General features: G+C 39.4%; 18 protein-coding genes. 10 read left to right on the top strand and 8 right to left on the bottom strand.

The genetic code is table 11. The features are described 5' to 3' along the window. Positions 1–1,056: FecR family protein (locus BV372_RS32915; RefSeq protein ID WP_143845442.1), on the bottom strand; the 1,056-nt coding region annotated here is incomplete at its 3' end. Between the two features lie 400 nt (positions 1,057–1,456). On the opposite strand from BV372_RS32915, the gene BV372_RS32910 reads away from it, so the two are divergent. Further along, complete coding sequence (locus BV372_RS32910; RefSeq protein ID WP_086691450.1) at positions 1,457–3,061, top strand: hypothetical protein; 1,605 nt, start codon at positions 1,457–1,459, stop codon at positions 3,059–3,061. A 178-nt stretch (positions 3,062–3,239) separates the two neighbouring features. On the opposite strand, the gene BV372_RS32905 is transcribed toward BV372_RS32910, so the two are convergent. After that, positions 3,240–4,298 carry a serine/threonine-protein kinase gene (locus tag BV372_RS32905; RefSeq protein ID WP_086691448.1) on the bottom strand — a complete coding sequence of 353 codons (1,059 nt, stop codon included), beginning with the start codon at positions 4,296–4,298 and terminating at the stop codon, positions 3,240–3,242. Between the two features lie 108 nt (positions 4,299–4,406). After that, positions 4,407–5,297 (bottom strand): alpha/beta fold hydrolase, encoded by an 891-nt coding sequence (locus BV372_RS32900; protein WP_086691454.1) that lies wholly within the window; start codon positions 5,295–5,297, stop codon positions 4,407–4,409. A 196-nt stretch (positions 5,298–5,493) separates the two neighbouring features. On the opposite strand from BV372_RS32900, the gene BV372_RS32895 reads away from it, so the two are divergent. Together BV372_RS32895 and BV372_RS32890 are read left to right on the top strand one after the other, a co-directional pair. Then, positions 5,494–6,228 carry a Uma2 family endonuclease gene (locus BV372_RS32895; RefSeq protein ID WP_086691446.1) on the top strand — a complete coding sequence of 245 codons (735 nt, stop codon included), beginning with the start codon at positions 5,494–5,496 and terminating at the stop codon, positions 6,226–6,228. A 143-nt stretch (positions 6,229–6,371) separates the two neighbouring features. Then, the gene (locus BV372_RS32890; protein WP_086691444.1) at positions 6,372–8,075 is read left to right on the top strand and encodes an S-layer homology domain-containing protein; all 1,704 of its coding nucleotides are present in this window, start codon (positions 6,372–6,374) and stop codon (positions 8,073–8,075) included. A 91-nt stretch (positions 8,076–8,166) separates the two neighbouring features. Here the strand turns inward: BV372_RS32890 and BV372_RS32885 are convergent, their stop codons facing one another. Further along, on the bottom strand, positions 8,167–9,192 hold the full coding sequence (locus tag BV372_RS32885) for a mechanosensitive ion channel family protein (protein WP_086691442.1): 1,026 nt from the start codon (positions 9,190–9,192) through the stop codon (positions 8,167–8,169). Between the two features lie 66 nt (positions 9,193–9,258). Beyond that, positions 9,259–9,780, bottom strand: coding sequence for a hypothetical protein (locus BV372_RS32880; protein ID WP_086691440.1), 522 nt, complete (start codon positions 9,778–9,780; stop codon positions 9,259–9,261). Between the two features lie 124 nt (positions 9,781–9,904). Here BV372_RS32880 and BV372_RS32875 point away from each other — a divergent pair, with 124 nt between their 5' ends. From BV372_RS32875 to BV372_RS32850, 6 genes are all read left to right on the top strand, one after another. Then, positions 9,905–10,822 (top strand): histone deacetylase, encoded by a 918-nt coding sequence (locus BV372_RS32875; RefSeq protein ID WP_086691438.1) that lies wholly within the window; start codon positions 9,905–9,907, stop codon positions 10,820–10,822. 83 nt (positions 10,823–10,905) lie between these two features. Further along, positions 10,906–15,393, top strand: coding sequence for a translation initiation factor IF-2 N-terminal domain-containing protein (locus BV372_RS32870; protein WP_086691436.1), 4,488 nt, complete (start codon positions 10,906–10,908; stop codon positions 15,391–15,393). After that, positions 15,371–17,251: a hypothetical protein gene (locus tag BV372_RS32865; RefSeq protein WP_086691434.1), complete on the top strand. Its 1,881-nt coding sequence runs from the start codon at positions 15,371–15,373 to the stop codon at positions 17,249–17,251. Before BV372_RS32870 ends, BV372_RS32865 begins: the two co-directional genes overlap by 23 nt. Before the next feature lie 985 nt (positions 17,252–18,236). Then, positions 18,237–19,472: a phosphotransferase family protein gene (locus BV372_RS32860; RefSeq protein ID WP_086691432.1), complete on the top strand. Its 1,236-nt coding sequence runs from the start codon at positions 18,237–18,239 to the stop codon at positions 19,470–19,472. Between the two features lie 186 nt (positions 19,473–19,658). Beyond that, entirely contained in the window at positions 19,659–20,747 is a 1,089-nt protein-coding gene (locus BV372_RS32855; RefSeq protein WP_086691430.1) for a T3SS effector HopA1 family protein, read from the top strand. Between the two features lie 85 nt (positions 20,748–20,832). Next, positions 20,833–21,279 carry a thioesterase family protein gene (locus BV372_RS32850; RefSeq protein WP_086691428.1) on the top strand — a complete coding sequence of 149 codons (447 nt, stop codon included), beginning with the start codon at positions 20,833–20,835 and terminating at the stop codon, positions 21,277–21,279. Positions 21,280–21,284: 5 nt separating this feature from the next. Here the strand turns inward: BV372_RS32850 and BV372_RS32845 are convergent, their stop codons facing one another. The 3 genes from BV372_RS32845 to menA all read right to left on the bottom strand — a co-directional run bounded on the left by BV372_RS32845 (position 21,285) and on the right by menA (position 24,661). Continuing rightward, positions 21,285–22,685, bottom strand: a complete 1,401-nt coding sequence (locus tag BV372_RS32845) for a 2-succinylbenzoate--CoA ligase (RefSeq protein WP_256973595.1) — start codon at positions 22,683–22,685, stop codon at positions 21,285–21,287. Beyond that, a complete protein-coding gene (locus tag BV372_RS32840) occupies positions 22,658–23,677 on the bottom strand; it encodes an o-succinylbenzoate synthase (protein ID WP_086691424.1) in 1,020 nt (339 codons plus the stop codon). The genes BV372_RS32845 and BV372_RS32840 overlap by 28 nt, the downstream gene beginning before the upstream one ends. An 87-nt stretch (positions 23,678–23,764) precedes the next feature. After that, the gene (menA, locus tag BV372_RS32835) at positions 23,765–24,661 is read right to left on the bottom strand and encodes a 2-carboxy-1,4-naphthoquinone phytyltransferase (protein ID WP_086691422.1); all 897 of its coding nucleotides are present in this window, start codon (positions 24,659–24,661) and stop codon (positions 23,765–23,767) included. Between the two features lie 288 nt (positions 24,662–24,949). Here menA and BV372_RS32830 point away from each other — a divergent pair, with 288 nt between their 5' ends. Then, positions 24,950–26,365: an isochorismate synthase MenF gene (locus tag BV372_RS32830; protein ID WP_086691420.1), complete on the top strand. Its 1,416-nt coding sequence runs from the start codon at positions 24,950–24,952 to the stop codon at positions 26,363–26,365. Positions 26,366–26,395 lie beyond the last annotated feature (30 nt).

Below are 26,395 nucleotides of genomic sequence, written 5' to 3'. Positions count from 1 at the left end.
TTTGGGACCGGGATTCGGGTTGCCTGCGCCACCATCCGGTTTGGGACCAGGATTCGGGTTCGGGTTGTTAGGCTGATCTACTGATGAAGGAATTTGTGGTTTTGGTGAAGTTTGGGTAGTATCAACACCAACATTATTAGTATTATTTACTGATTGCTCATTGAATTGGGCTTGTCCCGTATCTACAAATGTGTCTACTGAGAGAGTATCTTTGACTGTGGTGTCTTTGGTATCTACTGAAGAATTGTTGTTATTACTGTCATTATTATTTTCATTGTTGGTAGAATTTGAGGAACTAGCAGTTAGCTCTAAGAATGATGGGTTTTCCACTACTCCCTCGCCTTTAATTGGAGTCTGTGCAGCTACAGCTGTTGCAGTTTCTGCTTGAACGCTGGCGATCGCTGGATCTGGTGTAGGTGTAAGATTCTGTCTAGTTAAATCGAGACCTCGAACTAAATCGCTCGTGTCATAAAAATTTCTTAAATCAAAGTCGTATAAACCTTGAAATTTACCTTTAACAATAACCATCAGTTGCCCTGCTTCTAGCACCTGACTTTGAGAAGCTTGTTTATTCGAGACCTCAATGCCGCTATTTGTGAGCGCACCCACAATTGTGGTATCTGTTTTTTCGTCGTAGCGTACAAATAATGCTGAACCACGGATTGCTGCTGCTGCATTCGGTGTTTGTATCCGTGTTTGACCCCTACCTGGTGGAATGAGCAGCAAGACAGTTCCATTTTTTAGTCTAAAGTTGCGGGTTTTAGGTAAAAACTGAAATACTGCTTGTTCCCCAACCCGTGCTAAAGAGCCATCGTTGAAGCGTAAATCTGCAAGAGATGCTCGACCAGTAGATAACCCATCCCCAGGAATCAATGCATCTGATTTGCGTGCTGGACGCTTTTTGGGGCTATTTTTGGGAATTAGCTGCACCAAGTTACGCAGTTCTTGAATTTCAGCTCGTGTCAGGGGAGTAGTTGCACTTGTCCGTTCTGAAAAAGGCAACACTATAGCTCCCCATACACCAATCACTAAAAGTGGTAAAAATTTTTGAAGCATAGTTTGAAGACTCAGAAGATTTAACTAATGCCAATCTGTAGTAAAGATAAATTCTGTTTTAAAAATCTATTTCTTTGTTAAAATTTATACTTTTTAAGTAAAGTAGCTTGTAAGCCTAAGTATTAGTTAGGTTATTCTAATAAAAAGAGCGCGAATCATATCATGTTTATTTTAAACTTAATCCATTTACATCTTTACAGATAATAAAATTTAATATCTCTAAGTTTTTGGTTGAAGAAGTACAAATATCATATATAGTAATTTTTAATCTTACGCTCGACTTTTCGACAATAGAACTAAAAATCAGGGACAAGTTAATTGGAAATTTGATATTTATATTAGGAACTTCCGAAGTAGCTTGTGAATCTACCTTTGGCAAACGCAATTAACGCCATCAAAGATGCAATCCAAGGGCTGGAAAAATTTTTTGTTTGCGGTTTTGTTAACTACTAATGGTGCAATACCAGTTTGCACCAATGTAGATAAAGCATGGGCTAAAAATTCTGATATGGAGTCACCGCGTATACCAAGTCCTCCTAAGAATGTAGCATTAAAAGTAACATCTTTAGCAAGTACACACCCGGATCAGCGATGTAAGCAGCTTCGGCCATATGCAAATGATCATCAATCGCTAGACTTGGGAGGAGCTAAGTTAGCAAATATAGATGAAAGTCAGCCGTTTCTAACAGCTGATAACAATATCTCCTCCTTTAAGCAGATTGACATTGTGAGATTTGATAAAAGAGAGAGTTGTTCTGACAGATTCCTAAGTTCAGATAACTCTTTGCAGTTACTTGTGTCTGACTTAGCTGTAGAAACTGCAAAAGCTAGTACTGATTGTGAAAACAATTTGTGTAAAAAATCGATTGATTTGACGAGTGTACAATTACAAAGATTAACCAATTCAATACAGCTAGGACAAGCAACGACTCAAGCCAATCCACAAACCTCCAATCCTCAACCAAGTACCACAACACCAGAAACGCCTAGAGATTTAGAAAAGCAAAATGATCCGCCACCGTTAGAAGTTCAGCCTGGCACTTTTCCTAATCCTTCCCCAGGACAAATAGAGCAACTCTTAGAAACTCCAGAAATTGATTATTCGGAAAGGCTAGAGACGCTGAGACGGATCTTGCAACAACAAACACAGTCTTCACCTTCAACTAGTAATCCAGAACTGGGATTACGGGTAAGACCACGAACAGTACCACAAGCACCACCGCTAGAACAACAGCCACCTACACCGATAGAGAAGCCTGTGGTTCAGTTTAGACCTATAGGCTACTTACAAGCTCGTGTCGGTTACTTTTATTCAAGTAACATTTTTTCTGCAAATATTGATCCCATAGAGGACAGCTTAATTTTTTATGGGCTAACGTTAGCCTCTACATATTTCCCGTTGGGTTCTAAGACTTATATCAATGGTTCCATTGATGGCAACCAAATTCGTTATATAGATCAATCAATCTATAATTACAATCAATTGAGATTTAATCTAAGTTTGTATCGGCAACTATCCCAGAGAATGTATGGAGAAATCGCTTGGAGTAATCAACTTTTGTTTTATACAAACAATGGTGATTATTTTAAGGCAGGCGATCGCTTTCTAAACGAAAATTCGATCCGCTTGTCTTTAGGGCGACGAGATCCCCTAAATTCCAGATTGTTTCTTGATAGCTTTTATGAATTGAGTATAAATTTTGCCGATCCCGAAAATCGGAGTCGGATCATAAACTCTTTGTGGTTATCTTTGAGCTACTACTTACAAAAACCTCTGCAAGTTGGGGTTAACTACCAGTTCAACTTGTCAAATTTTACGAATCGCCCAGACTCTAGAGATGACGAATTCCATCGGTTATTTGGGCACTTAAGTTATCGAGTATCCAACTACAGCAATCTTAATGTTCAAGGTGGTGTTACCTTTGGGGGTTCTAACGCTCCCAACATTAATTTCGATGGCTGGTTTTTCGGTCTTAATTACAGTTGGGATTTAGGCCAATTCTAACAAAGCCCTTCGGTCAGGGAAAAGAGAATAGGGAACAGAAAAGCAGAAATATTATATTAACTTGGAATTTAGTTATCAGTCCAGAACTCAAGTTCTAGACTGATGAAAATGGGAGGAGCGATCGCACTTTTAAATCTTGCTTTTCAGCATAAATTTATAGCCAAAAGCAATCTAAATTCTAGTATCTAGTTTTATCTAGACAATTAACACTTGATTTTAAATCCTGACATTCTCTAGCTTCTAGCACTTGCTTATTTACCATTGCCGATTGAGCAATCATTAACTTTGTCCCTGCTACTGCCAGCGTACCAATAGCAGCTATACCTAGGACAAAACTTTTTTTTCTACTTTTTACAGCAGTAACTACAGTTTCTACACCAGTGGCATTACCAATAACTGAAATAGGTTTGAGAGCTTCTAAGGCCATAGCTGCATTAGCATAGCGATGTTGGCGTTTGTTCGCCACCATTTTCATCAGCCATAACCTAAAACATGGACTAATTTGGGGAATTAATTTCTGTAAATTTAAGCGATGTTTAGCATCAATTAACTGACCAATATTAACAGAACGGGTACAAGTAAGTAAGCAAATTATGGTTGCCCCTAAACTATACAAATCTGATGCCTCGGTTAGGGGATAACCAAAGTGTTCTTCTGGTGGCATAAAGCCTGGGGTGCCCGCAGCAAAACTGCTGAGAGTCATTTTTGCACCTTTTATCCGAGCCAAACCAAAATCTATCAGGTAAGCATTGAGTTGCTCATCAACCAAAAGATTTTCAGGTTTTATATCTCGATGGATGATTGGGGCAACTAGCTTTTGTAGATAGACTAAAATTTCTAACACTGAGACAGCAATTTTCTTGATGTCTTCAGGATGAAAGTGGCGTTGTAATCCTAAGGATGGAGCATTTTTATATTCCTGTAACATATAAAAACCCGCTGGTGTTTCAAAAGAATCGATATAGCGGGGAATGCGGGAATGATTTAATTGTTGTAAGATTTCAATTTCACGTTCATAAGCTTTCAAACCAGACCAATCAGGAATTACACTCGCAAAACGAAACTCTTTGATCACTACTCTTTGGTCAGTCTTGAGTGCATGAGCCAGGTAAGTAGTGCGTCCCGCTTCCCGGTTGCGTCCTAGTTCTTGGATAACTTGATAGCCTTGCTGAGAAAAATCTGGATAGTTACTGAAGGGGATATCCCCTTGATATCCATTTCGCACATCAAGTTCCATAAACAATCACCACAGAATTTTAATTTTGTCAATGTGAATTGGGAAAAAGTTAAGACCCTCTTGCACAAAGGCGCATAGACGTCTAGAAGACGCCTATGCGCGAAATCATCACCTTTGCGCTAGCCAATCCACAATTTGGATATTGACAACATCTGGAACTTCATCATGGGGACAATGACCAGCGTTAGGAATGGGAATAATTTTGATTGCTTTGCCATTCTCACGCGCTTCTTCGTAAATCTTTGCTCCCGTAATTGGTGTCCAAGGGTCATCAGCACCCCAAATTACCAATAAGGGACGTTCTACCTTGGGTAAAAGTTCCCCAGGAGTTGGGCCAGGAGGTGCTGTCAGAATAGATGCAAAAACTTGCTGCGCTCCCGGATCGCAAGCTGGGGTATAAAGTAAATCAACTAATTCATCCGTAACTGCTTCACGGTTGCGGTAAACCTGGTAGAGGGTGCGGCGAATTTGAGCTTTTTGACGGATGCGGTTAAAGACCAATTTGCCTGTAATAGGCGATCGCACTACTCTGTTAAAAGCTGACATAACAATGCGTAGTGGTGGATTCAACTCGTGAGGACGATGGCTCAACCCACCAGCAGAGTTAATTAAAACACCACCCGCTGCAATTTCTGGATGTTCTACCAGTACCATCAAGCTGATAAGCGCGCCGATGGAATTACCGATAAATACAGCAGGTTCTTTGATGTGTGCTGTCCAGAAATCTTTGAGCAGTTCCACCCAAACTTCTATGGTGTAATTAATTGGTGCTTTCTCGGAACCACCAAAACCCAACAAATCTATAGCGAAAACTTGATAACCAGCATTTGCTAAAACTGGGATATTTTTGCGCCAGTGTCCAATGGAAGCGCCAAAGCCATGAACCAGTACCAGAGGGCGTCCTGTACCCATGACAGTGTACTGAATTTTATAGCCCTGCCAAGTCCAAAGGAATTTTTCCAAAGTGACTGAAGGTAACTGCTGGGTAGTTAAATTCATTATTAAGATTCCTAAAGTATTGTTTTTATAGTAATATCTCTCACCTACAAGAGTTCTGGACAAAATGCTATTTTTGAACCAACCCCACTTGGGTTGAGGCTTGTATTCTTTGCTGTTGTGCATGGAATTGATGTAGATTCAGTAGCTAGGATGCTTGTCAAAATTCGGTTCTATAATTTTGAGTTTTGAATTGCTTATGACTATTGCTTCCAACCAACTCAAGACCGAGATTGTCTACCCGGACTCTGACGGTAAACCTATGGCAGAGAGCGACCCAGCACGCGATTATTTAATTTATGGTGTAGAAGCCCTAGATATTTATTTCCAAGACCGAGATGATGTTTATGTATCGGGAAACCTGTTTATTTACTACAAAAAAGGCATTCCTAGTGCTGTAGTTGCTCCTGATGTGTTTGTCGTGTTTGGGGTAGAAAAGAAAAAGCGCCTCAGCTACAAGGTTTGGGAAGAAGGGGATAAAGTCCCTAGTTTTGTTTTGGAAATTACTTCTGCAACGACTCAAGAAAATGACGAAATAGAAAAACCTTTGAAATATGCTGCTTTAGGCGTGCAGGAATATTTTCAGTACGACCCCACAGGAGATTATCTTAATCCTCAACTTAAAGGTAGGAGTTTGGTTGAGGGTAAATATCAAGCTATTGCACCAACACTATTAGCTGATGGGGTATTCTCCATTTACAGCCAAGTATTAAGTTTGGACTTGAGAGTAATTGACGGAGAATTGAGGTTTTATAATCCTCGAACAGAGAAACTACTCTTGAGTCACAAAGAAACGGAACAAGCACGGCAAACGGCTGAACAAGCGCGACTGGATGCAATACCTAAATTATTGGAGTTGGGCTTAAGTGTGGAACAGGTTGCAAACACACTTAGCTTAAGTGTGGATGAGGTAAGAAGTTTTGTTCAAGAGTGATCAGTAATATTACTTTACTAGAAGTTTAGTTTTTATCTAGCTAAGTATAAATTATCGATGTTAGTTTCATCTAAATCACGGGATTAATAGTTCAAGGGAAATTTATATTCCCTTGACCTAATAGCCTATCGGTATGGACTGAGATGAAACACATAAATCAGAGTTACTTAGCTTACTTAAGCAAAGTTGTTGTTGCTGCTACTTTTGTAGCAATGTTTTCGCCAACAGCTTATGCCTACACGGCTTCAGGGTCTTCTACCAACGTCGCACAAACACTAGGAAATTCTACAAGTCAACAACTTTTAGCTGATAAAGAAGTAGAAACGACCCGTAGCACCACTATTCGGCAGCGAACTGTGACCACAGAACGCCGCAACCAGGTAATCAGTAGTAATTCCGTCAAGGGAAAAGCAACGGGTTTTAATCTTGCTGTTTGGCAACCTGCTGGTAATTTTTCGGAAGTAATTACCCGTATTTCTGTCAAGGGTAAACGTGGCAAGAGTTATTTAAAAGAACGGTTTTTGGGCGATTACAAATACAAGATTAAGCAAAAAGCCAAATTTGTTAAGGGCTTGAGAGAAGGCGATCGCGTTGTCGTGCGGTTGTATGATACTCAAAACCACTTTATTGGCTACAGCGAATTTGAATGTTTAGCAGCAAACACCACAGTTAACTTAATTTTGTCTGCTAACCCAAGTGAATCTCAAGTTGTCCGTACTGTTTATGGTGTTGATGCCAACTCGGACGGCAAAATTGACTCTGGTACTACCACCTACGACTACTTCACCCAAATCAGCAACGAACGTGTTAGCTTCCTAAGTAGTTCACAGGCAATCAATGTTAGTGAATTCCAAGTCCAGGGTTGGTCAGCAGTTCCGGCAACTAGCGTTTATCCCACCTCTTTTACTCAAGGTGAGTATACCTTGGTGCGCCAATCAATTAATGCTTTCAGTTCCAGCTCTGCTTTAGCTTTGAAGGCTAGGCCAGGCGAAGTTGTGGATATTATTGAACTCAGCGATGACAATAACTCTGTCTACAATGTCAGCCAAATGATGATGAAGTATCGCGAGTTTGGCGTAGACAGCAGTGTTCAAGTTAAGTTTGACGATGTATCAGAAAACCACTGGGCTAAAGATTTTATTGCTGAATTAGCAGCCTTACAAATTATCCAAGGTTTTCCCGATGGTAGTTTTCGTCCAGATGAACAGTTGACTCGCGCCCAATTTGCGGCGATGCTTACTCAAGCTTTTGACAAGGTGAAAGTTCGCAATGCCATCAGCTTCAAGGATGTCTCTACCAAGCACTGGGCTTATAATGCTATCCGCGAAGCTTATTCAACAGGCTTTTTAGCAGTTTCCGGTAGTCAATTTAACCCGGCGCAAAGTCTTTCTCGCCTGGAAGTTTTGCTAACGTTAGCGCGAGGACTAAACTACACATTTAGCGGTTCTACCGAAACGATTTTAGCAGCTTACACCGATACTACTTCAATTCGCAGCGATGTCCGCAATGCGATCGCGGCACTCACACAACGAGGTATCGTCGTCAATTATCCCGATGTCCAAACTTTGAATGCTAACAAAGTAGCAACAAGAGCTGAAGTTACTGCTTTGATATATAAATCATTAGTCAGTACTGGTGAAGTGGCAGATATATCCTCTCAGTATGCTGTAGAAAAAACCCAGCGTTCTGAAGTTTTGGATCAAAGTGAAACGCCAGCAGAAGGTGGAAAACCACGCCGTCATTGTAACCAAGGCATAGGTAATGGTGCGGAAGGTTGCGACCCCGGTAATTCTCATCCCCACGGTGGTAGCAACGATGAAGGCGGACGCACTCCAGGTAAAAAGTGATAGTTAGAACAGTTATCTACTAATTTTCAAAGCCCGGTTTATTCTACGAAAAAAACCGGGTTTTTCGTTGCTATTTTAAGGGTTAAATTTTTTAATGTTCTATTTTTGCAGAATTTTCTTGCATATACAATTCTCTTGATGGGAAGGGAATCTTAATACCTTCTTGCTGATATCTTTTATGTAATTTCTTAATAAATATATGCCTGCCAATGCGCTGATCAAAAAATTCATTTACACGCATATAAAGAGTAAAATCAATACTAAAATCTCCAAAATTATGGAACCTAATATATGGTTCATTTGCAATTAAGTTAGGTGCTATTTCTAGCATGACTTCTTTAGCAATTTCAACAGTTACTTTTTCAACCAGTTCCAAATCACTATCATAATCAACACCAACATTAAGTGTTAATGTAATTTCTTTTACTGGTAAATGATAATTGGTAAAAATGGCGGAAGCTAGTTTTAAATTTGGCACAATTATGACATTATTGGAAAGTTCTCTAATTGTTGTATTTCGCCATGAGATATCTATGACATATCCCTCATGACTATCTTCTAGTTTTACATAATCTCCTGTTCTGACTTGTTTAGAAATTAATAGATAGAAACCAGAAAATAAATTCTCCATTGTATCTTTTAGTGCTAAACCGACTGCTAAGCCGCTAATTCCTAAAGTTGTAACTATTGGTGTAATTTGCACACCTAATGTTTGCAATAGAATTAATACACCTAAACCTAAAACAGTAGCTTTAGCAATATTAGAAATTAAGGATGCGGAAACACCTTCGGTTCTGTGAGTAAATAAATTAACAAAACCAGCGGTTAATCTAGCTAAAACTAATGTGACTGAGTACAGTACAACTATAGTAATGATTTTTTGCAGTACGTTGGCAATATCTGGCTTAATCGGAGCACTCAGAATTGCGGCTGAAAATCCCGCGATCGCAAACCAAATAAAAGTCATGCGATGCAGGGACGAAAATATAATTTCACTTCCAGGAATTTTTGTCTTGATAACAAATATTTTCAGCTTCTTGAAGAGAAATTTTTCCGCAATTATTCCAGCTAGTAACCCAGCTAGAATGAATACAATCGGCAGAATCCATTGCATCATAATCAATTTGAAATTGGATATTTAAAATTACTGTACTCGGTGAGGCTAACTAACACCTGGTAAATTTTACCTTGTAAGTTGCCGGAGTAACTGTTTGAGATTTTCTGGACTCATAGTAACTTTTACTTCCAGCTGTTGCGTCGCATCCTGTAAAGTCAGGATAGAGTTTTCACCAGATGGATTATATAAATATTGGGGATTTGTGAGAGAAATTGTTTGATAGGTAATAGTCTTTAAACCTACCCGGATCACTAGTTCTTTTTGTGACTGTGGAAAAATGTATAAATATTGGTGCAGGCTATCGAGAATTAGTTGGTACGGTGTGGTGTTACGTTCCTGAGGGGAATCAGGTTTATGCCAATAGAGAGTAATACCACGAATTTCTGGGTTGGCGATCGCAAAATTTTCATCAAACCGCTTTGGTTCCCAGTCAAGTTGATCGACTTCACTATTTCCAGTAATTATTCGCTGTTGCCAAGTAACTTCTTTGCCATTGAGGTTTACCCACCATTGGCCAATGGTAGCTAGGTTTTGGGGATTCTCCGGATTGCCACTACCTGGTTTCCACACAGTTTTTAGTTGCATCATCGGCTACAAAAAAAGCACTGAGGCTTGATTGCTATGTTTTCCTTGTAACTTTTAGTGTAAACAACAGTTGGATTTCATCAAAGATGACGCGGAGAGCGACAGACTGTGGTTCAAAATAAATAACATGGATCTGCCAATTATTTATCACCCAGATTACATTGCTCCATTACCTCCAGGACATCGCTTCCCGATGTCGAAGTTCCGCCAACTATATGAATTGCTGTTAGCTGATGGTGTGGCGCAAATCGAACAATGTCATACCCCACAACGTCCACCACCAGAGTTAATAGAGTTGGTTCACACTTGTGATTACGTTCAAGCTTATTGTCAAGGAACCTTGGATGTTAAAGCCCAACGGCGCATTGGTTTACCTTGGAGTCCAGCATTAGCGAATCGTACCTGTGTAGCGGTCGGTGGTACAATACTCACTGCCCAACTAGCAATAACTCAAGGTTTAGCTTGCAATACTGCGGGTGGAACTCACCACGCCTTTCCCAGTTATGGATCTGGTTTTTGTATTTTCAATGATTTAGCGATCGCATCTCGCGTTTTGCAAAAACTCGGACTTGTGCAAAAAATCTTGATTGTGGATTTGGATGTACACCAAGGCGACGGTACGGCTTTTATTTTCCAAGAAGACGAGAGCGTTTTCACATTTTCGATGCATTGTGAAGTCAATTTTCCTGGTACAAAGCAGAAAAGTGATTTGGATGTTCCCCTACCAGTAGGAATGGAAGATGATGCCTATTTGCAAACCTTAGCAAACTACTTACCTGATTTATTATCTGAGGTACAGCCAGATTTAGTTTTTTATGATGCCGGAGTAGATCCTCATGTAGGCGATCGCCTGGGAAAATTAGCCTTAAGCGACACTGGCATTTTCCGTCGAGAAATGCAAGTCTTAAGTACTTGTGTAAGTTCCGGCTACCCCGTCGCCTGCGTCATTGGTGGCGGTTACGCCGATGATTTGAACTCCCTCGTCTGGCGACACTCTCTACTACATCGGGCTGCCAGTCAAATCTATCGCCAATACAAACTATAAACTTCTCACTCTTCTTTGCGCCTCTGCGTCTTTGCGTGAGATTTTATAATTAGGACTTACGCGCAAGTAACCGAAGTTACTGGATGAACAAAACTAAAGTCAGAATCTACGAACTATCAACCGAACTAAAAGTAGATAGCAAAAAGCTACTAGCAATTTGCGCTCAACTCGACATTGTAGCCAAAAGCCCCAGCAGTACAATCTCCGAATTCGAGGCAGAACGAGTTCGCAAAGCCGCAAAACCACCAGCCACCAAAGTTGCTGCCTCAAGAATGAAAAAAGCCTCCGAAGATTGGGGCTATATGTTCGTAAATTCGATGATTGATAGTTTTATCCGTCATCTTGAAGACGCATCCACCGTTGCAGAATATCCCGAATTTGGGGAGCGCCGAGAATATGCCCACGAGTTAATGTATGAATGTTTCGGTCAAAAGCCTTGTCTATTTTATGTCCGCCGCAAGGGCGCGGGGAGATCTGCAAAAGAAGAAATTTGGGATTTAGTCGTAGCGACAGACTCAGACGATAGTAAATTACCCCTCAGACTTCAGAAGCTAGGAAAAACTTTAGGATTTAAAGCAGCAGTACAACCAAATAGCGATGACGGTTTAAAAATTCTGTCTGCTTATTTACTCCAACCCTCACGGGGACAAGCCGATGCTTATGCTGTGCCCTTTCGCTTACGGCTTTTGCCCAACCATGAGCATCATATCGGTCTGCCCTCATCAATATTTACACGTATGTTCGCTGCGCCAGTTTGTGGCGACTATGTGCCTACAGAAGAACAACTCAAAGCTTGGAAAGCATTTTTGCAGATTGAAGAAAGAATTGCTCAAGCACGTCAATTCTGTGTTCCTTTCACCAGCCACAACTACAACTTCAAAAGGCGGATCAGTTTTGAAATTGATATCACATCAGCTACCCTTGACGGTTCTAACGAAAATCCCCTGGATGTAGCCAACTTTTGGGAACGGGTCAGAAAAGCCAAAAACGACGACTTGAAGCTGTTCGAGAATGCGCCCACTGGAAAAAACTGGCAGCAAGGCCGTTTATTAGGATCTATTGAAGAAATTGACCCCAAGCGTTGCATCATCAGCGTCAGACTGGAACGTGATTTAGCTGACTACATGACAAGCGGACGTTATCAGCTTCCTAATACAGGATTCTTGTGTTTTGAGGCACTTGGCGATATTAAACAAATTCAGCGCAAGAAAAAAGCTTTAGAAGATTTGAATAATGGTCGTACCCAAAATCCCTACTTGGGAAATTTCTTATTCGATGCTTCCCAAGCTAGACCTATTCAAAAAACTGTCCAACTACAAGCACAAGATTTATTACTTTCCTCTGCTAACCCTGGTCAAAAAGCAGCAGTAGAAACGGTACTTTCCGCCGAAGATCTGGTTTTGATTCAAGGGCCACCTGGTACAGGCAAAACTACCGTAATTGCCGAGATTTGCTATCAAATTGCTTTACGAGGTGGACGTACTCTGATAGCCTCGCAAGCCAATTTAGCAGTTGATAACGCCCTCAGCCGATTAGTTCATAACCCTGTAATTCGGGCGATACGCAAGGGACGCGCTGAAAAAGTTGGGGAGGAAGGACAGCCATTTTTAGAAGACCAAGTGATTGGTACTTGGTTAGACAATACTGCTACTGACTGCGAAAACAATCTCAGTAAACGCCACAAAAATGTAGAGATTTTTCGTCAATTATTGGCATCATCACAAAGATTTACCGCTTACTTCAAAGCCGAAGTAGAATTTCAACAGAGTCAACAGGAAAGAACTCAACTCCAGCCAAAATTAGAGGTAGATCTAAAAAAGCAAGAATCATTTTATCAAGAAGCCTTAGCCAAAAAAACCGAAGTAGAAACTTTAATTTCAGGCTTAGAAAGCCTCCTCGATACGCCCTCTATAGTCAATTGGGAAGCTCCAGAGATTACAAATTTTCTCCCCCACCTTAGACCATATACAGAAGGTAATAATTTAGTCAAAACCTTTTTAGTAAATGTTAGTAAAGCCATCAGTTTGACTAATATACTTGGCTTTGTTCAACCTCAATGCGGTGCTTTTGGATTAGCCGTTTGGCTACGCGAGACTGTAGGGTTGGGAATTCCTGAATTTAGAACTGCGTTAATTTATGCTCAGAGTGCAAATGTAGCAATGTTAGAAGTTGTAGCAGCAGTGCAGGTTTTTAAACAGCATTCTAGCGATTTGCATCAGTTACAAAAAGAGCATCAGCAATTCTTTACTAAACAGCAAAGCCTACAACAAACAATCCAAACTTGGGAAAACCGCAAACAAGAAATCGATTTAGTGATAAATGCTGTTAAAGAGTGGAAATCTACGGCAAATTCTCGAGTGGCAGAGATTTTGAATAACTCTCGACAGACTGCTCAAGCATTAACAGTAGATTTAATGCAATTACCACCCGAATTGGTGAGTTTGGCTAATTCTTTAAAAATCTCACTGATGCCAGCAAATTACACAGTCAATCTACCTGATTGGGAGTTATTGACAAAAGCAATAGCTTATGAAATCGAAGGTAACTTTACTGACAGAAAAGGTAAACAGCATAGTTTTAGCTATTTTTTACAGCAAAATTTCAGCCAACTGCCGATAGTGTTGGAAACAAGCGCTCGTACTCAATGGCAGGAAATTTATCAACAATTTAATAACTATCAATATCTGGCAACAAATCAACGAAAAACTCTAGTCGAAACTGCTCAGATTTTTTTAAACAGAATTCAACAAACTTATGGTGCTTGTTGGGAACCAGATAATAGTGAATCTACTCTCAGCCAAATTACCCAAGAACTCATAGATAGTATCTTAACAAATGCACGCCAATGTGTTTTAAAAGTCAAAACAGAAACAGAACAGCAGCTTCAACATCTGCAACGACAATTAAATGAATTACAAAATAATGAAATTGCTCAACAGCAAATATTAAATACTCAAAACCAGATAGAAACAGCGCAACAAGATGCGAATTTAAAACTTGCAAGAGTTATCAATACTTTGGAAGAACTCAACCAACAGCCAAATGTACCAAATCAATTACGTACTTTAGCTGAACAATATCTCACAACCCAAGCAAATATTTGGGAAAAACCTCAAGAATTCTCCAAGCACGTTCATTATTGGATCAATCACCTCAGTCAGCTTGAAACTTTGATTACATCAATAGAGCCTTTTGCTGTATTAGAAGATATCAAAATTACTCTATTTGAACATTTATCAAGGTTACAAGAAGAAACTACAATTTTTCAACAACAACTTGATAGCATAAAAATAGAAATAGCTGAAATAACCCGAAAGTCACAACCACAGTTATCAGAAAGCTTGTTATTAGAACGAAAATGGTGGAAGACAGAATGGCAATCAATACCTGAGAAATTCAAGCCTAAAATTGTTGCTACTAACCTGTATGATTTAGAATTTTTACGCAGCATAAAATCACAGTTTGAAGCTTGGCAAAATCAACTAGATAAAGACGAAGCTCATCTCAATAAATATCAAAATTTTATCCAAGATTGGATTGCAAAAGTCCGCAACCCATCTGAGCGCGATCGCAATGATTTAAGGCAAATTTATTTAGATAATGCCAACGTCGTTGGTATCACCTGTGTACAAGCAGCAGGGCGGGATTTTTCTGAAGAATTCAAATACTTTGATGTGGTCATTGTTGACGAGGTTAGCAAATGTACTCCACCAGAGTTACTCATCCCAGCCTTAAAGGGTAAAAAGTTAGTCATGGTGGGCGACCATAAACAACTACCACCGATGCTTGATACTAGCACTTTAGAAGAAGTTATCCAAGAAATTGGCAGTACAAGAGAAGAATTGCAATTTTTAGAGGAATCACTGTTTAAAAGTCAATTTGAAGATGCAGATCAAAGCATCAAACAAATGTTAACTACCCAATATCGAATGCACCCTTTTATTATGGGTGCAATCAATCAGTTTTATGAGGGCAAATTAGAATGCGGAATTTTACAGCCTGATATTAAACGCGCCCATGATTTAACAGGTGAAATCATTCAACCCGATCATCATTTGCTTTGGGTGAAAATGCCCAGAGAAAATGATTTTCAAGAACAGCGAGAAGGAACTTCCTTATTTAATCTTCAGGAAATTGATGTAATTGAAGCTTTGTGTCAGCAATTTGAAAATACTTGGTCTGCGAAAGTCGCTTGTGGTGAACCCAAAAAAGAAATAGCAGTAATCACCTTTTACGGCGCTCAACTGAGAAAAATTGATGAACGCTTACAATCAGAACTTTTCCCTTCACTGCAAATTCGGACTGGTACAGTTGATAGATTTCAAGGTATGGAACGTCCCGTTGTCATTGTAAGTATGGTTCGCAACAACAGTAAGGGAGATGTGGGATTTGCTAAAAAGCCAGAACGGGTGAATGTAGCTTTTTCTCGCGCTCAAGAATTACTGGTAATTGTGGGTTGTCACGATTTATTTACCCAACAACCAGGTAAAGTCGGCAATATGTACTCAGAGGTTGCAAATATTGTAAATCATCATGGAGGTTTCGTTGATGTTTCACGCATCTTCGGCTAAACCTATTGATGATAGTCTCAGCAATATAGTTGAAGAGATTGAATCGCAAAATCCTCAATTATTAGTTTTAGCAGCGCGTCAATTACGCTATAGTTTACATCAAACAACAGTAGAACTCACTATTACAGAACCCCGTCCATTTAATGTCTTAGAAGAATTTATTATTCGCGCTGGGATTGAATTTGAGCCATCACCCACAGCTAATGAATTAGCATCCATATTAGGACTTGATACAGTATTTGTCCAAAGTACAATTGCAACTCTACAAAAGTTGCAAACTCTAGCACAAAAATCATTTATTACAGTTACCGAGCAAGGGCGCTTATTTTATGAGAAAGGTTCTGTACCACAGCCCCCATATGCTGTACAAATTTATGCGATTACAGATTCTTTAGGCGAAACCGTAACTTTTCAGGCTGAACCATTAAATGAAGTCGTTATCAACCTGCCGAGTTTAGCTAATATTTTAAATATTAGTTTTAAAATTAATGAAATTTCTTCCTTAAGTTTGGAGCAGATCCAAACAAGCCTTCAGGCTTCAGGTGTAGCACTTCATGTACCAGAAGCCGGAAAGATTGTCACAGCTTTTAGGGTGATAGCTCCAACTCAAACTATTTGGCGAAAAATATCTCTTTTTTTGATTTTTGATGCCAAGGAAGATAAAATTTGCTTACAACTGCGGCGAGGAAAGCAGATTTTAAATTCTCGTTCAAAATGGCTGGAGATACTGCTATCTGAAGGTAAGCTTTCTTTGGATGCTGTGTGTAAATCATCAAATGAAAGCATCAATTTTGAGCAGGAAGCAGTCTTTAAATATAAAAATAGTGAAATTGAAGCCAGATTTGAAAAACTTCGGAAACAAGCTTTAGAAGTTAATACAAAACAAGTTATACAGTTACGCGATCGCCAAATTAATCAAACTTTTTTAGAAACTATAAATAGGGCAAAACATCAAATTATTATCTATTCCCCTTGGGTAAATCAGGTACTTATAAATGATGAATTCTTGAATTTACTACAGCAGTTAGCCAAGCGTGGAGTTGGGATTTTAATCGGATGGGGAATTGCACCGCGACAAGAAGATGAAGAACCAACAATACTATCAGAAATCACAGAAAAACTGCGAGCAATTAAAACCCCTGAAGGTTTGCCATCTGTACAGGTTTGTTGGTTAGGAGATTCCCACCTTAAAGAATTAATAGTTGATCGAGACATTTATCTTTGCGGCTCTTATCACTGGGTTGACTCTGGCGGCTATCAAATACCAACAGGCGAGTCTGTTTATCAAGTAACGATTCCCTATCAAGTCCAGGAAGCCTATGAATTTCTCGCCAATCGCTTTCAAAACCACGCTCAACAATTATGGACAAAGGCTTTAGAAAACCGTGATGCTCAACTAGCTGTAGAGGTTTTGTGCATTTGGGGTGCGTTGGGTATGGAAGAGATAGGAGTTACAGAAATAGAAAAAAATAACTGGCTGGAACTGTTACCCATATGGCTAAATACGGTACTTCCGGCGTTAAGGTCGAATAATTTGCCTGATGATTTAAGAAGTTTTAAATTAGCACTTTCGTTGCTGAGTCAGGTTACAGGAGAAGAAATTTTTGTTGATTTATTACGAGAGGGATGGCGTCAAGTTATAAATGCGATCGCTATACATAACCGAGAGACTGCTTTAAATTTACTCAACAATGAAGTGTGGTCACAGTTTCTCCGTCTCCAGATTGTCTCAAAAAATGATGCCCCCGATGATTTTATCTTGCAGCAAAATGTACCTCAACCCAAGAAAGATGAACCAGGGGCAAAGCCAAAAAAAGGACAAATAGAAAAAAAGACCAGAAGAAAAGTTAAGGAGTAGGCGCAAGATTTGATTTAATACTCGTAAAATAAATCAGACTCCTAGTCGCTTTGTGATGAGTTATACCCCTCATCCCAACTTGATATAAAAATGCATATTATATTAGCTTGCGGCGAGCGATAACGTGTAGCCTCACATGAAATTGGTAAGTAAACATTTAGTTACAAAAGCAACAGGCTACCGTGCGTTCAAGCAATAATGATTAAAATTTAACCAAAAAAAAATAATTACTACCCAGCTAAAACATCCGGTTTTCCTGGCTTTGTGTTGATAAATAAAAATATGAATGCGGAATAGCATGTTTTGCAAATCGAGGAGTTTGGAAGATTGTTAGCAGTATTAAGCATGGAATAAATGTGATAGACAATACATTTTTTACTCACCTTTATACATGAATTCTTAGCATTCAACAAAATCTATTACTAATGGTTTTTTACTAGTTATCTATTGCACAATTAATAGTTTTTTAGTTGCAGGAATAGTAAAAAATTTAGTGCCATTGTTAATTTAAGAATGTGATGCCAAATGCTGCACCAACTACGAACACCTAATGTTAATCAGGTAAACTTTATAGTTTGCCAAGTTTCTACTTAAATTAGAGCTAACTTTCATAATCTTAGTTACTACGTACTCGAATACAACAAGTTTGCGGTATGAATAAAATCATTAATTTTAGATGCAGATCTGGCACCTGGAAAAACGAGCCAGATCAAAATACACAACTGGAGCAGTTAATCTCCACCTACGTAACTCTGCTCCCAAGTGTAAAGATTGAATAGGGTAACGAATCAGTTTTTAAAGGAACAGTAAAAGATATATTGCCATTTTGGCAGGTTTTACTAGGTTAGATGGGATATTAATAGATAGTACGAATAGTTATTGATATTCATACGTTAGTTGCTGTCTACCGAAAACTGCTAGAGCTAGGCTAATCCTGAAATAGGTAATTTTCTCCGCAATTTTACGTACTAGGAAATAATAATACATGGTATTATCACTGTCTTCTCAAAACGTTATCCAGTATCTGCAAGATGCAGGTCTGTGTAGCTCAGAAGATGGAGCATCAAAAGAATCTGAGTTACCAGATAGGAGTAAAAATTTCAATTTACTAGTGAATCTAGTAGATAATCGCAAACTACTGGTTAAACAAGAACGTAGCAATCATCATGATGGAACTCCCCATGAGTTTTTTAATGAGTGGTTGTTTCACCAATTGCTACAGCAGTTTCCGGTTATCGGTAATATTTCTGCGATCGCATCATTAGTACTACATTTTGACGAGGAAAATTCTATCCTTGTCCGCAACTACTTGAGTGACTATCAAGAACTTAGAAATTTTTACCAAAAAACTGATATTTTTGCAGATGATATTGCCTCAGCTATTGGTACTACCTTAGCGGGGTTGCACCGTGCTACTTTCAACGGTCGAGAGTATCGCGATTTTATGGCGACTGCTCCCGCAGGACAGTTTCGTTATCACTTCTATAATCCGGCCCAAGGGATAGAGTCGATAGCACCAGAGATTTTTGGCATGGTTCCCACTGAAGCGCTGCAATTCTATACTCTCTATCAGCGTTACGAAAGTTTAGAATCAGCAATTGCAGACTTAGCATATGAGTGGAATCCTTGCTGCTTAACTCATAACGATTTGAAGTTGAACAACATTTTGGTTCATTCTCGGTGGCAGCAGCTTGATAATTGCTTGGTAAGATTGATTGACTGGAAAGCTTGCGCTTGGGGAGATCCTGCTTTTGATTTGGGAACTTTATTAGCAAGCTATTTAGAAATATGGCTTTCGAGCCTTGTAGTAGACTCGACTTTGGAGTTGGAAGAATCTCTGCGTCTGGCGGTGATACCGCTGGAGGTTCTTCAACCTTCAATCTTGGCTTTAACTCGCAGTTATCTCAATGCTTTCCCAATGATTTTGGACTACCGCCATGACTTTATTTTGCGAGTTATCCAGTTTGCCGGATTAGCACTGATTTATCAAATTCAGGACAAGATTAAATGTCGCAAAGATTTTGATAATGCTGACATGTGTATGCTGCAAGTTGCTAAAAACTTATTGACTATGCCAGAGCAAGGTGTACAGACAGTTTTTGGCATTACCCAGCCAGAAATCTTAAAACCTGTGGCTAAAGTCCATAAACTTCCTCAGCCAGAACGAGAGAAGCAATTGGTTCGTCTTTATTACGAAAAAACCCGCCTCCGCGGTTGTTAATCTGAGTAAGCCGAACTATTAACCATGCAAAATTGTATTTTTGCATTTGAAATTTTTATTCTATTCCCCACACAGAATCTTCCATAAACTCTTCATACCCCTAAGTTTTTATCAGGGAAGTCACGCTATTGGCTACTTGTTAGTTGTTTAATTTCCCATTTTGCATTTTGAGGTTTTATTGAACTAATGGTATATTCTTCTGTTCATCAACCCCTGACTTCTCTATTTGATATTGCTAGTAATATCCAAATCGAGTCAAACTTTTGTATTCACCATCCCAATTATCAACCCTTTGCCCTGCCCGCGAAAATAGCAGATAGATTTCAGCAAAATTCGGCAGATTTACAGCATAAGTATCTAACTCTACTATTGCGGAATTTCCTCTACGGTATCTATTACAATGGCTCTCTGCAAAACATTTTGGCAGTCAATGCTGATACTGCTCATCATCTGCCACACCAAAATTTAGAAAACAATGCCACTTTGGGGATTGATGGGGAATTTTACGAACGACTGCACAACTGCAATCATGGTACAGGTTATTTTGACCCTAGTTGGGAAGTATTGCGGCAGGAACCTGATGGTAGCATGGCTGTGAACAAGGGCGGATTGACATTATACATCGAGCCTGACTGTCATCTTAAACCCCATTCTCAATCTGCTAAAGTTGGTGACTTGGTGGCAATCTGGATGCCCAAAAATCGCCTGCAAAACGGCTGTTACTTGGCAGTTAGCAATTTCGGGCAGGAACGACAAGACAACCCAGAGAGTGATTTAGGCGCAGGGCGAATCTATTTTAATATCACACCATTTGGTGCGATCGCTCTCATGGATAGTCTAACAATGGAACTCAACGAGGCTGGTATTCCTTTTAGCTTTCAGGTTCCGTTCAATCCCTCTGCATACGGACGCTACGACTCAGGGATACTCTACTTTGAACGTCATGACTATTTAGCAATCCGTGAAGTTCTGCAAGGTGTCTATGCAGAACATGAATCACATTTTAACCCTGACATCCCCTTATTCACAAAGTTTTTGGCACCAGGACTGAGTTTAGCCGAAGAACCTATTAAAAAATTTGCGGCACAGGAAAGTTTTGGTATGAACCGCTGTCAAATTGTTGCTAATGGTTTGTTGGAAGCTTGGCAAAAAGGTAAGAATGCTCTTGATGAGAGGATGCAGTCAATCAACCGACACTTTACCAGAAACTTAGTTGATGTGCAGCGTCCTTACCTCAATCCTAGTTCTGAGGATATCTACTCTCCCTTGAACTAATTGTTGTAATAGTTACTGTAAAATTAATCTGTAGAGCAGGCTTATGGCCTGCTCTTTTTATGCTTAAATTTTTGAATCATCAAATATGCCATTCACTTATAACCGTAGCGTTCGCTTCCAAGATACTGATGCTGCTGGGGTAGTGTATTTTGCGAATATTTTAGGGATTTGTCATGAAGCATATGAAGAATCTCTAGAAGTAGCAGGTATTGATTTAAAAGCTTTTTTTAGCAATCCTTCCGTAGCTTTTCCGATTGTTCATGCCAATGTAGATTTTTTCCGCCCAATTTTTTGTGGCGATAAGTTGTTAGTGAGTTTAATGCCACAAAAATTAGGTGGCGAGAAGTTTGAAATCGCTTACGAAATTGCTATTGCTGAGGTGATAGTTGCTAAGGCAATCACTAGGCACGTTTGTATTGATGTGAGTAGTAGAAGTAAGCAGGAATTACCTGCTGAAATAGTTAATTGGTTGGAAACAAACCGCAGAGACACAGAGGAAGCAGAGAGAAGAAAGTCCAGGGAAATTATGTAAAAAGTTCACTCAGCCAAGCTGCTTTGGTGAGTTACTAGTTTCTGTAGTTGCTGGCGGTTGATTTTACCTTGAGAATTACGGGGTAAGTTGGGGACAGGAAGCCAATGTTTAGGGATTTTAAATTTACTGATTTTATTTTGAAGGGCAGTTTTAATTTCTAATGAAGTATAAGATTTTTTAGGGATATAAATTGCTGTTAATAATTGTCCCCAGTGTTTATCTGGTATACCAATTACACAAATGTCAGTAATCATTTGAGTTGCTCTGATGGCTGATTCAATTTCTGCTGGATAAATGTTTTCACCTCCACTAATTATTTTGTCACTATCACGTCCGATTATATTTAAATAACCTTGTGTATCTAAAAAACCAACATCATCCACTTGAAAATTATGCCGATTTTCCCATAATTTTGGATAGTAACCAAGGGCTAGAGATTTAGCTTGAATAGTGATATTACCTGTATGATTGCTATTTAATAATTCGCCTTGCTGGTTGCGAATTTCTACTTGGGCATGAGGCAGAATTTGGCCAGAGTTAACTTTGCCATTCAGAAAATCATCAGGTTTAAGGGTAGCAATTTGAGAGGCGGTTTCAGTCATGCCATAGGTGGGTGCTAATCGAATGCCATGAAATCTGGCTTTTTCTAGCAGTTCATCCCATGCTGGTGCACCGCCTAACATGACTGTTTCAAATTCTGATATCCACTCAGTTAATTTTGGATTATGCAGGAGACGTTGTAACTGAGTTGGAACTAAAGATATGAAAAAACTTGAATATTCAAAATTATATATTTTACCAGATTCTAATGTTTTAAAGGGTAGAATAGCTAGTTGCCCACCAGTAATAAAAGAACGCATAAATTGCATTAAACCGCTGACGTGATAAAGCGGTAATACACAAAAAGAGTTAATATAATTTAGCTGAAAATATTCTTGAAATCCTTGCACAGAAGCCATCAGGGTATCCCAAGTGTGGATGGCAAACTTAATTTTCCCTGATGAGCCACCTGTGGGAATCATGATCAGTGATGAGTGGTGAGTAATGAGTTCTGAGTGAGAGAGTAAAAGTGATTTGGAATTTGTAATTATCTCCCCATCTCGCCAAATAATGTCTGGCTGGACTAAATCAAAAACCTGTTGCCATTCTTGTATTCCCCAATCGGGATTACAAAGAAAGACTGGACAATTAGCTGCACAAGCTGCAATAAAGCCTGCTAAAAATCGCTCGGGTTGGCGTTCAGCTAAAATAATTTTTGGTGTTGTGCCTGATGTACACAACTGCATAAGTTCCAAATAAAATTCTTCAGTTAGTTGCTGTAATTGAAGGCTATTACAACCAATTAACCAATCGCGATCGCCTAGTTTTTTAAGATAGTTTAAGGTTGCCATAGACTCTGAAGCCATGTATCTTCTTCTTTTTCAAACAAGTGATTGATACCAAAACCAACTGCCCGGTTATGCTGAGATAATTCTGCTGCTAACTGGAGTGCTGCTTGTCTACCAATCGCAGTTTCAAAAACGGATGAAAAGACAGCATCAATGTTATGCTGTCGGCAAAACTGCCGTAGCCGCGATGGTGAACCTGCTATCCCTGGCTTAATTACAAAAATTTCTCGCCACCCTTGTTGATAAGCATGAGTAAGTTGTGAGAGTGTAGCTACAGACTCATCTAAAGCGATCGCTGTACTATAACCTTTACTTAGCTGCAACATTGCCTCTAATTGCTCAACAGCTAGCGGTTGTTCGATAAATTCAATATTTGCGGGGAATTTGTCGCAATTCTCTAGCCATAACTGAGCTTCTTCATAGCTGAGTCCAGCGTTTGCGTCTAATCGCAGCTTTGTAGAGGCTGGTAAGCTGTGAATGAGTAAGTGAAAAATTTCCAGTTCATGCGCGATCGCATAAACACCAATTTTCCATTTAAAGGTGCGATATCCTTGCTGCCACAGCTTTTGCCATGCATTTAACGCCGCTTCCCCGGCTGGTAATAAGCCACTATAAGGCATTGGGCATTGGGAATTGATTACTCTCCCTTGTCCTGTTTGTCCCTCCAGTCTCCAGCCCCCATTGCCCCTAATCCCCAGAGGGGACCCCGAGTTCCCTAGTCCCTCAAACGCTGACTCAAAACCAAATTGACAAGCGGGTAAATAATCGGAAATCGAGAAGATTGTCTCCTCTGTGATTTCCTGCGGTACTTGGTGACAAAAATCTAAAGCTTGTTCGAGAGTTTCAGAACCAAACCAGCTAATCGGGGCAATTTCTCCCCATCCATCTCTACCTGTTTCATCAATCAGTCGAAGAATAATACTTTCGCGGATATCCCAATTACCATGACTGGTGGTAAGCGATCGCAAAAATCTTCGCGCTATCGGACGAAATTCAAATCTGTAAGTCACGCTACCTAATTCTTTGCGCCTACCCTACCCTTCGGGAACGACTTCATCGAACGGGAAGCCACTTCGTGTGTATGGGTGAAATAAAAGCTAAAGCACAAATCCCACACCCAACAGCAAACAAGCCCAAAAATGTACAGCTACGGCGATAAATTTACAATTATTCACCTTATCTGGTTGGTTATGATTTTTTTGGACATGACGACATAACTTCACAGCGAAGGGTAAACTTAGCCAACTTAAAAGCGTCCAGACAGGGAAAATTCCCCACAAAACAAGAATCAAGGTGAGGGGATAAATACTTGCGGTAAACCAAGTGAGAACTTGAGATGCTTTTTGGGTTCCCAGGCGGACGATAGGCGATCGCTTACCTGCGGCTATATCATCATCAACCTGGTGAAAGTGGGAGCAAAACAAAATTAAACTGGTGACAATGCCGACTATCACCGAAGCTAGTAAACTCGTCATTGACCAAGCTTGGGTTTGGCTGTAATATGCTGCTCCGACTGCTAACGGACCAAAAGCGAAAAAGCACAGAATCTCGCCTAAACCCTGGTATCCTAAACGAAAGGGAGGTCCTTGGTACATATAGCCCAAAGCACAGCAAAGCAGAATTATCCCGATTACAGTTAGGTCTTTTTGCCAAGTTGCGATCGCTAGTATGCCCAGCAACCCCAAACCTAAGCAAAGATTTCCTAACCAAAATACTACTAATTTTTTTCCAGTTAAGTTTACCAGTGAATGGTGTTTATTTTTGTCGATTCCCGTTTCAGAATCAAAGACATCATTACTAATATTTTCCCACGCCAGAATTAAAATTGCAGCAGCAATAAAAGTAGAAAATACTGCTCCATGAAAATTTTTGGTTTCTGCAAATGCTACCGCTGTTCCTACCCAAATAGGCATAATGGCAACGCTGTACATCGGCGGTTTAATCGCTGCCATCCATAATTTGGTTTTGGGATATAAAATCTGCTTTGTAGTCATCAGTTGTGATTAACTAAATTGCCAGAACCTTACTCATACTTTAGATTTTATTATTTTCAGAGACACCAGATGTTGGTGATTTGCAAAAAACTTTTGCTTTTGCTGAAAACATAATTCTCAAATTGCAGCATAAAACTGAGCATGGCTTGTCGTGGTCTTGTAACACCAAAAACAAGGCAAACCATACTCTGGTGAAATGGCGACTTAATATGTTACCTGTAGAAATACGACCATGTTTAATTGCACTTTAGGAAGATAACTTAAAAAAAATTTACTATTACTAGATCCATGACAGTTTCACCATGTCGCAACAACCTCTTTGTAGATCGCAAAGACCTCTACCAATTTCTGGTAGCAGTTCAGGAAAATTGCCTCAAAAATAATAGTAGGCAAATTGTGAGTATTTCTCTAGAAATTGACTTAGTTGACCCTTTAGTTGTATTAGAAAAGCTTGCCCAAGTTAATGAGGTAAATTTTTATTTTGAGAATAAGGGTAAAGGAGAAGCGATCGCTGCCATTGATCCTATAGCTGAATTACATATTGATGGTACTGAGCGATTTAGTAAGGCTGAGTATTTTATCAAAAATTCTCTAAAAAATATAATTAGTTTCGGCAACAAAAATCAACCGTTTTCAGGCCCTCACTTTTTCTGTTACTTCAGCTTTTTTCATCAAAATTATCAAGCAGATTATCCCTTTCCTTCAGCTACAATTTTTCTACCACATTGGCAAATAGCTGTAAAAAATAAGCGCTGTATTTTAGTAATGAATTCAATTATTAATGCTAGCGCTAATATCTCTAGATTAATCCAAACTCTATTTAACAAAATCGAAACTATCAATGCTTTAAAATATTATTCCCCAAATATTGACAATTTTCCGGCAAATCTTAGCAAAAAATCCGTTACCAACGCTGCTCAATTTAAACGCGCTGTATCATCTGCTTTAGAAAAAATACATGCTAATCATTTGACTAAAATTGTTTTAGCAGATGCCCTAGATATTAGCTCAAGCAACAATTTTAACTTATTTAAATCTTTAAATAATCTTCGACAAATCCATCCCAATTGCTATATATTCTCTACAAGTAACGGCAAAGGACAAAACTTTATTGGAGCTAGTCCAGAACGCTTAATCAGTATTCATGAGCAACAGTTAATTACTGATGCTTTAGCAGGTTCTGCGCCACGAGGTAAAACACCTGCTGAAGATGCAGCTAATGCTAATCGTTTAATAAATAGTCAAAAAGAAAAGCACGAGCATTCTCTTGTAATTGATTTCATTACTCAACGCCTATCTCAGATAGGTTTATTACCCCAGGTACTACCACCCCGCCTGCGACAATTATCTAATATTCAGCATTTATGGACACCAATTAGCGCAATAGTCCCGGTTAACGTACATCCTTTAAAAATTGTCGCTCAATTGCATCCTACACCAGCTGTAGCCGGTGCAGCGAGAGATATTGCTTGTGCAGAAATTCGTCGTTACGAAAACTTTGAAAGGGGTTTATATGCTGCACCCTTGGGTTGGGTAGACTCTGAAGGTAACTGCGAGTTTATTGTGGGAATTCGTTCAGCACTGATAGATGGCGATCGCGCTAGATTGTATGCAGGCGCTGGTATCGTTGCAGGTTCCGATCCTGAAAAAGAATTTGCAGAAGTTCAACTGAAACTTCAGGCTTTATTGAAAGCTTTAGTTTAATGAAAATTCAACCACAGATAAACATCGATA

This window comes from Nostoc sp. T09 (assembly GCF_002154695.1).
Lineage (GTDB): Bacteria > Cyanobacteriota > Cyanobacteriia > Cyanobacteriales > Nostocaceae > Aulosira.
Note: the sequence above shows the minus strand (reverse complement) of the source record. Positions and strands in the feature narration are given on the sequence as shown.

Coding starts and splice junctions, on each gene's coding strand:
- BV372_RS32830 (WP_086691420.1), top strand. CDS start 24,950: ATGACAGTTTCACCATGTCGCAACAACCTCTTTGTAGATCGCAAAGAC.
- BV372_RS32855 (WP_086691430.1), top strand. CDS start 19,659: ATGGTATATTCTTCTGTTCATCAACCCCTGACTTCTCTATTTGATATT.
- BV372_RS32910 (WP_086691450.1), top strand. CDS start 1,457: ATGCAATCCAAGGGCTGGAAAAATTTTTTGTTTGCGGTTTTGTTAACT.
- BV372_RS32895 (WP_086691446.1), top strand. CDS start 5,494: ATGACTATTGCTTCCAACCAACTCAAGACCGAGATTGTCTACCCGGAC.
- BV372_RS32870 (WP_086691436.1), top strand. CDS start 10,906: ATGAACAAAACTAAAGTCAGAATCTACGAACTATCAACCGAACTAAAA.
- BV372_RS32845 (WP_256973595.1), bottom strand. CDS start 22,685: ATGGCTTCAGAGTCTATGGCAACCTTAAACTATCTTAAAAAACTAGGC.
- BV372_RS32865 (WP_086691434.1), top strand. CDS start 15,371: ATGTTTCACGCATCTTCGGCTAAACCTATTGATGATAGTCTCAGCAAT.
- BV372_RS32875 (WP_086691438.1), top strand. CDS start 9,905: ATGGATCTGCCAATTATTTATCACCCAGATTACATTGCTCCATTACCT.
- BV372_RS32900 (WP_086691454.1), bottom strand. CDS start 5,297: ATGAATTTAACTACCCAGCAGTTACCTTCAGTCACTTTGGAAAAATTC.
- BV372_RS32890 (WP_086691444.1), top strand. CDS start 6,372: ATGAAACACATAAATCAGAGTTACTTAGCTTACTTAAGCAAAGTTGTT.
- BV372_RS32905 (WP_086691448.1), bottom strand. CDS start 4,298: ATGGAACTTGATGTGCGAAATGGATATCAAGGGGATATCCCCTTCAGT.
- BV372_RS32880 (WP_086691440.1), bottom strand. CDS start 9,780: ATGATGCAACTAAAAACTGTGTGGAAACCAGGTAGTGGCAATCCGGAG.
- menA (WP_086691422.1), bottom strand. CDS start 24,661: ATGACTACAAAGCAGATTTTATATCCCAAAACCAAATTATGGATGGCA.
- BV372_RS32885 (WP_086691442.1), bottom strand. CDS start 9,192: ATGATGCAATGGATTCTGCCGATTGTATTCATTCTAGCTGGGTTACTA.
- BV372_RS32850 (WP_086691428.1), top strand. CDS start 20,833: ATGCCATTCACTTATAACCGTAGCGTTCGCTTCCAAGATACTGATGCT.
- BV372_RS32860 (WP_086691432.1), top strand. CDS start 18,237: ATGGTATTATCACTGTCTTCTCAAAACGTTATCCAGTATCTGCAAGAT.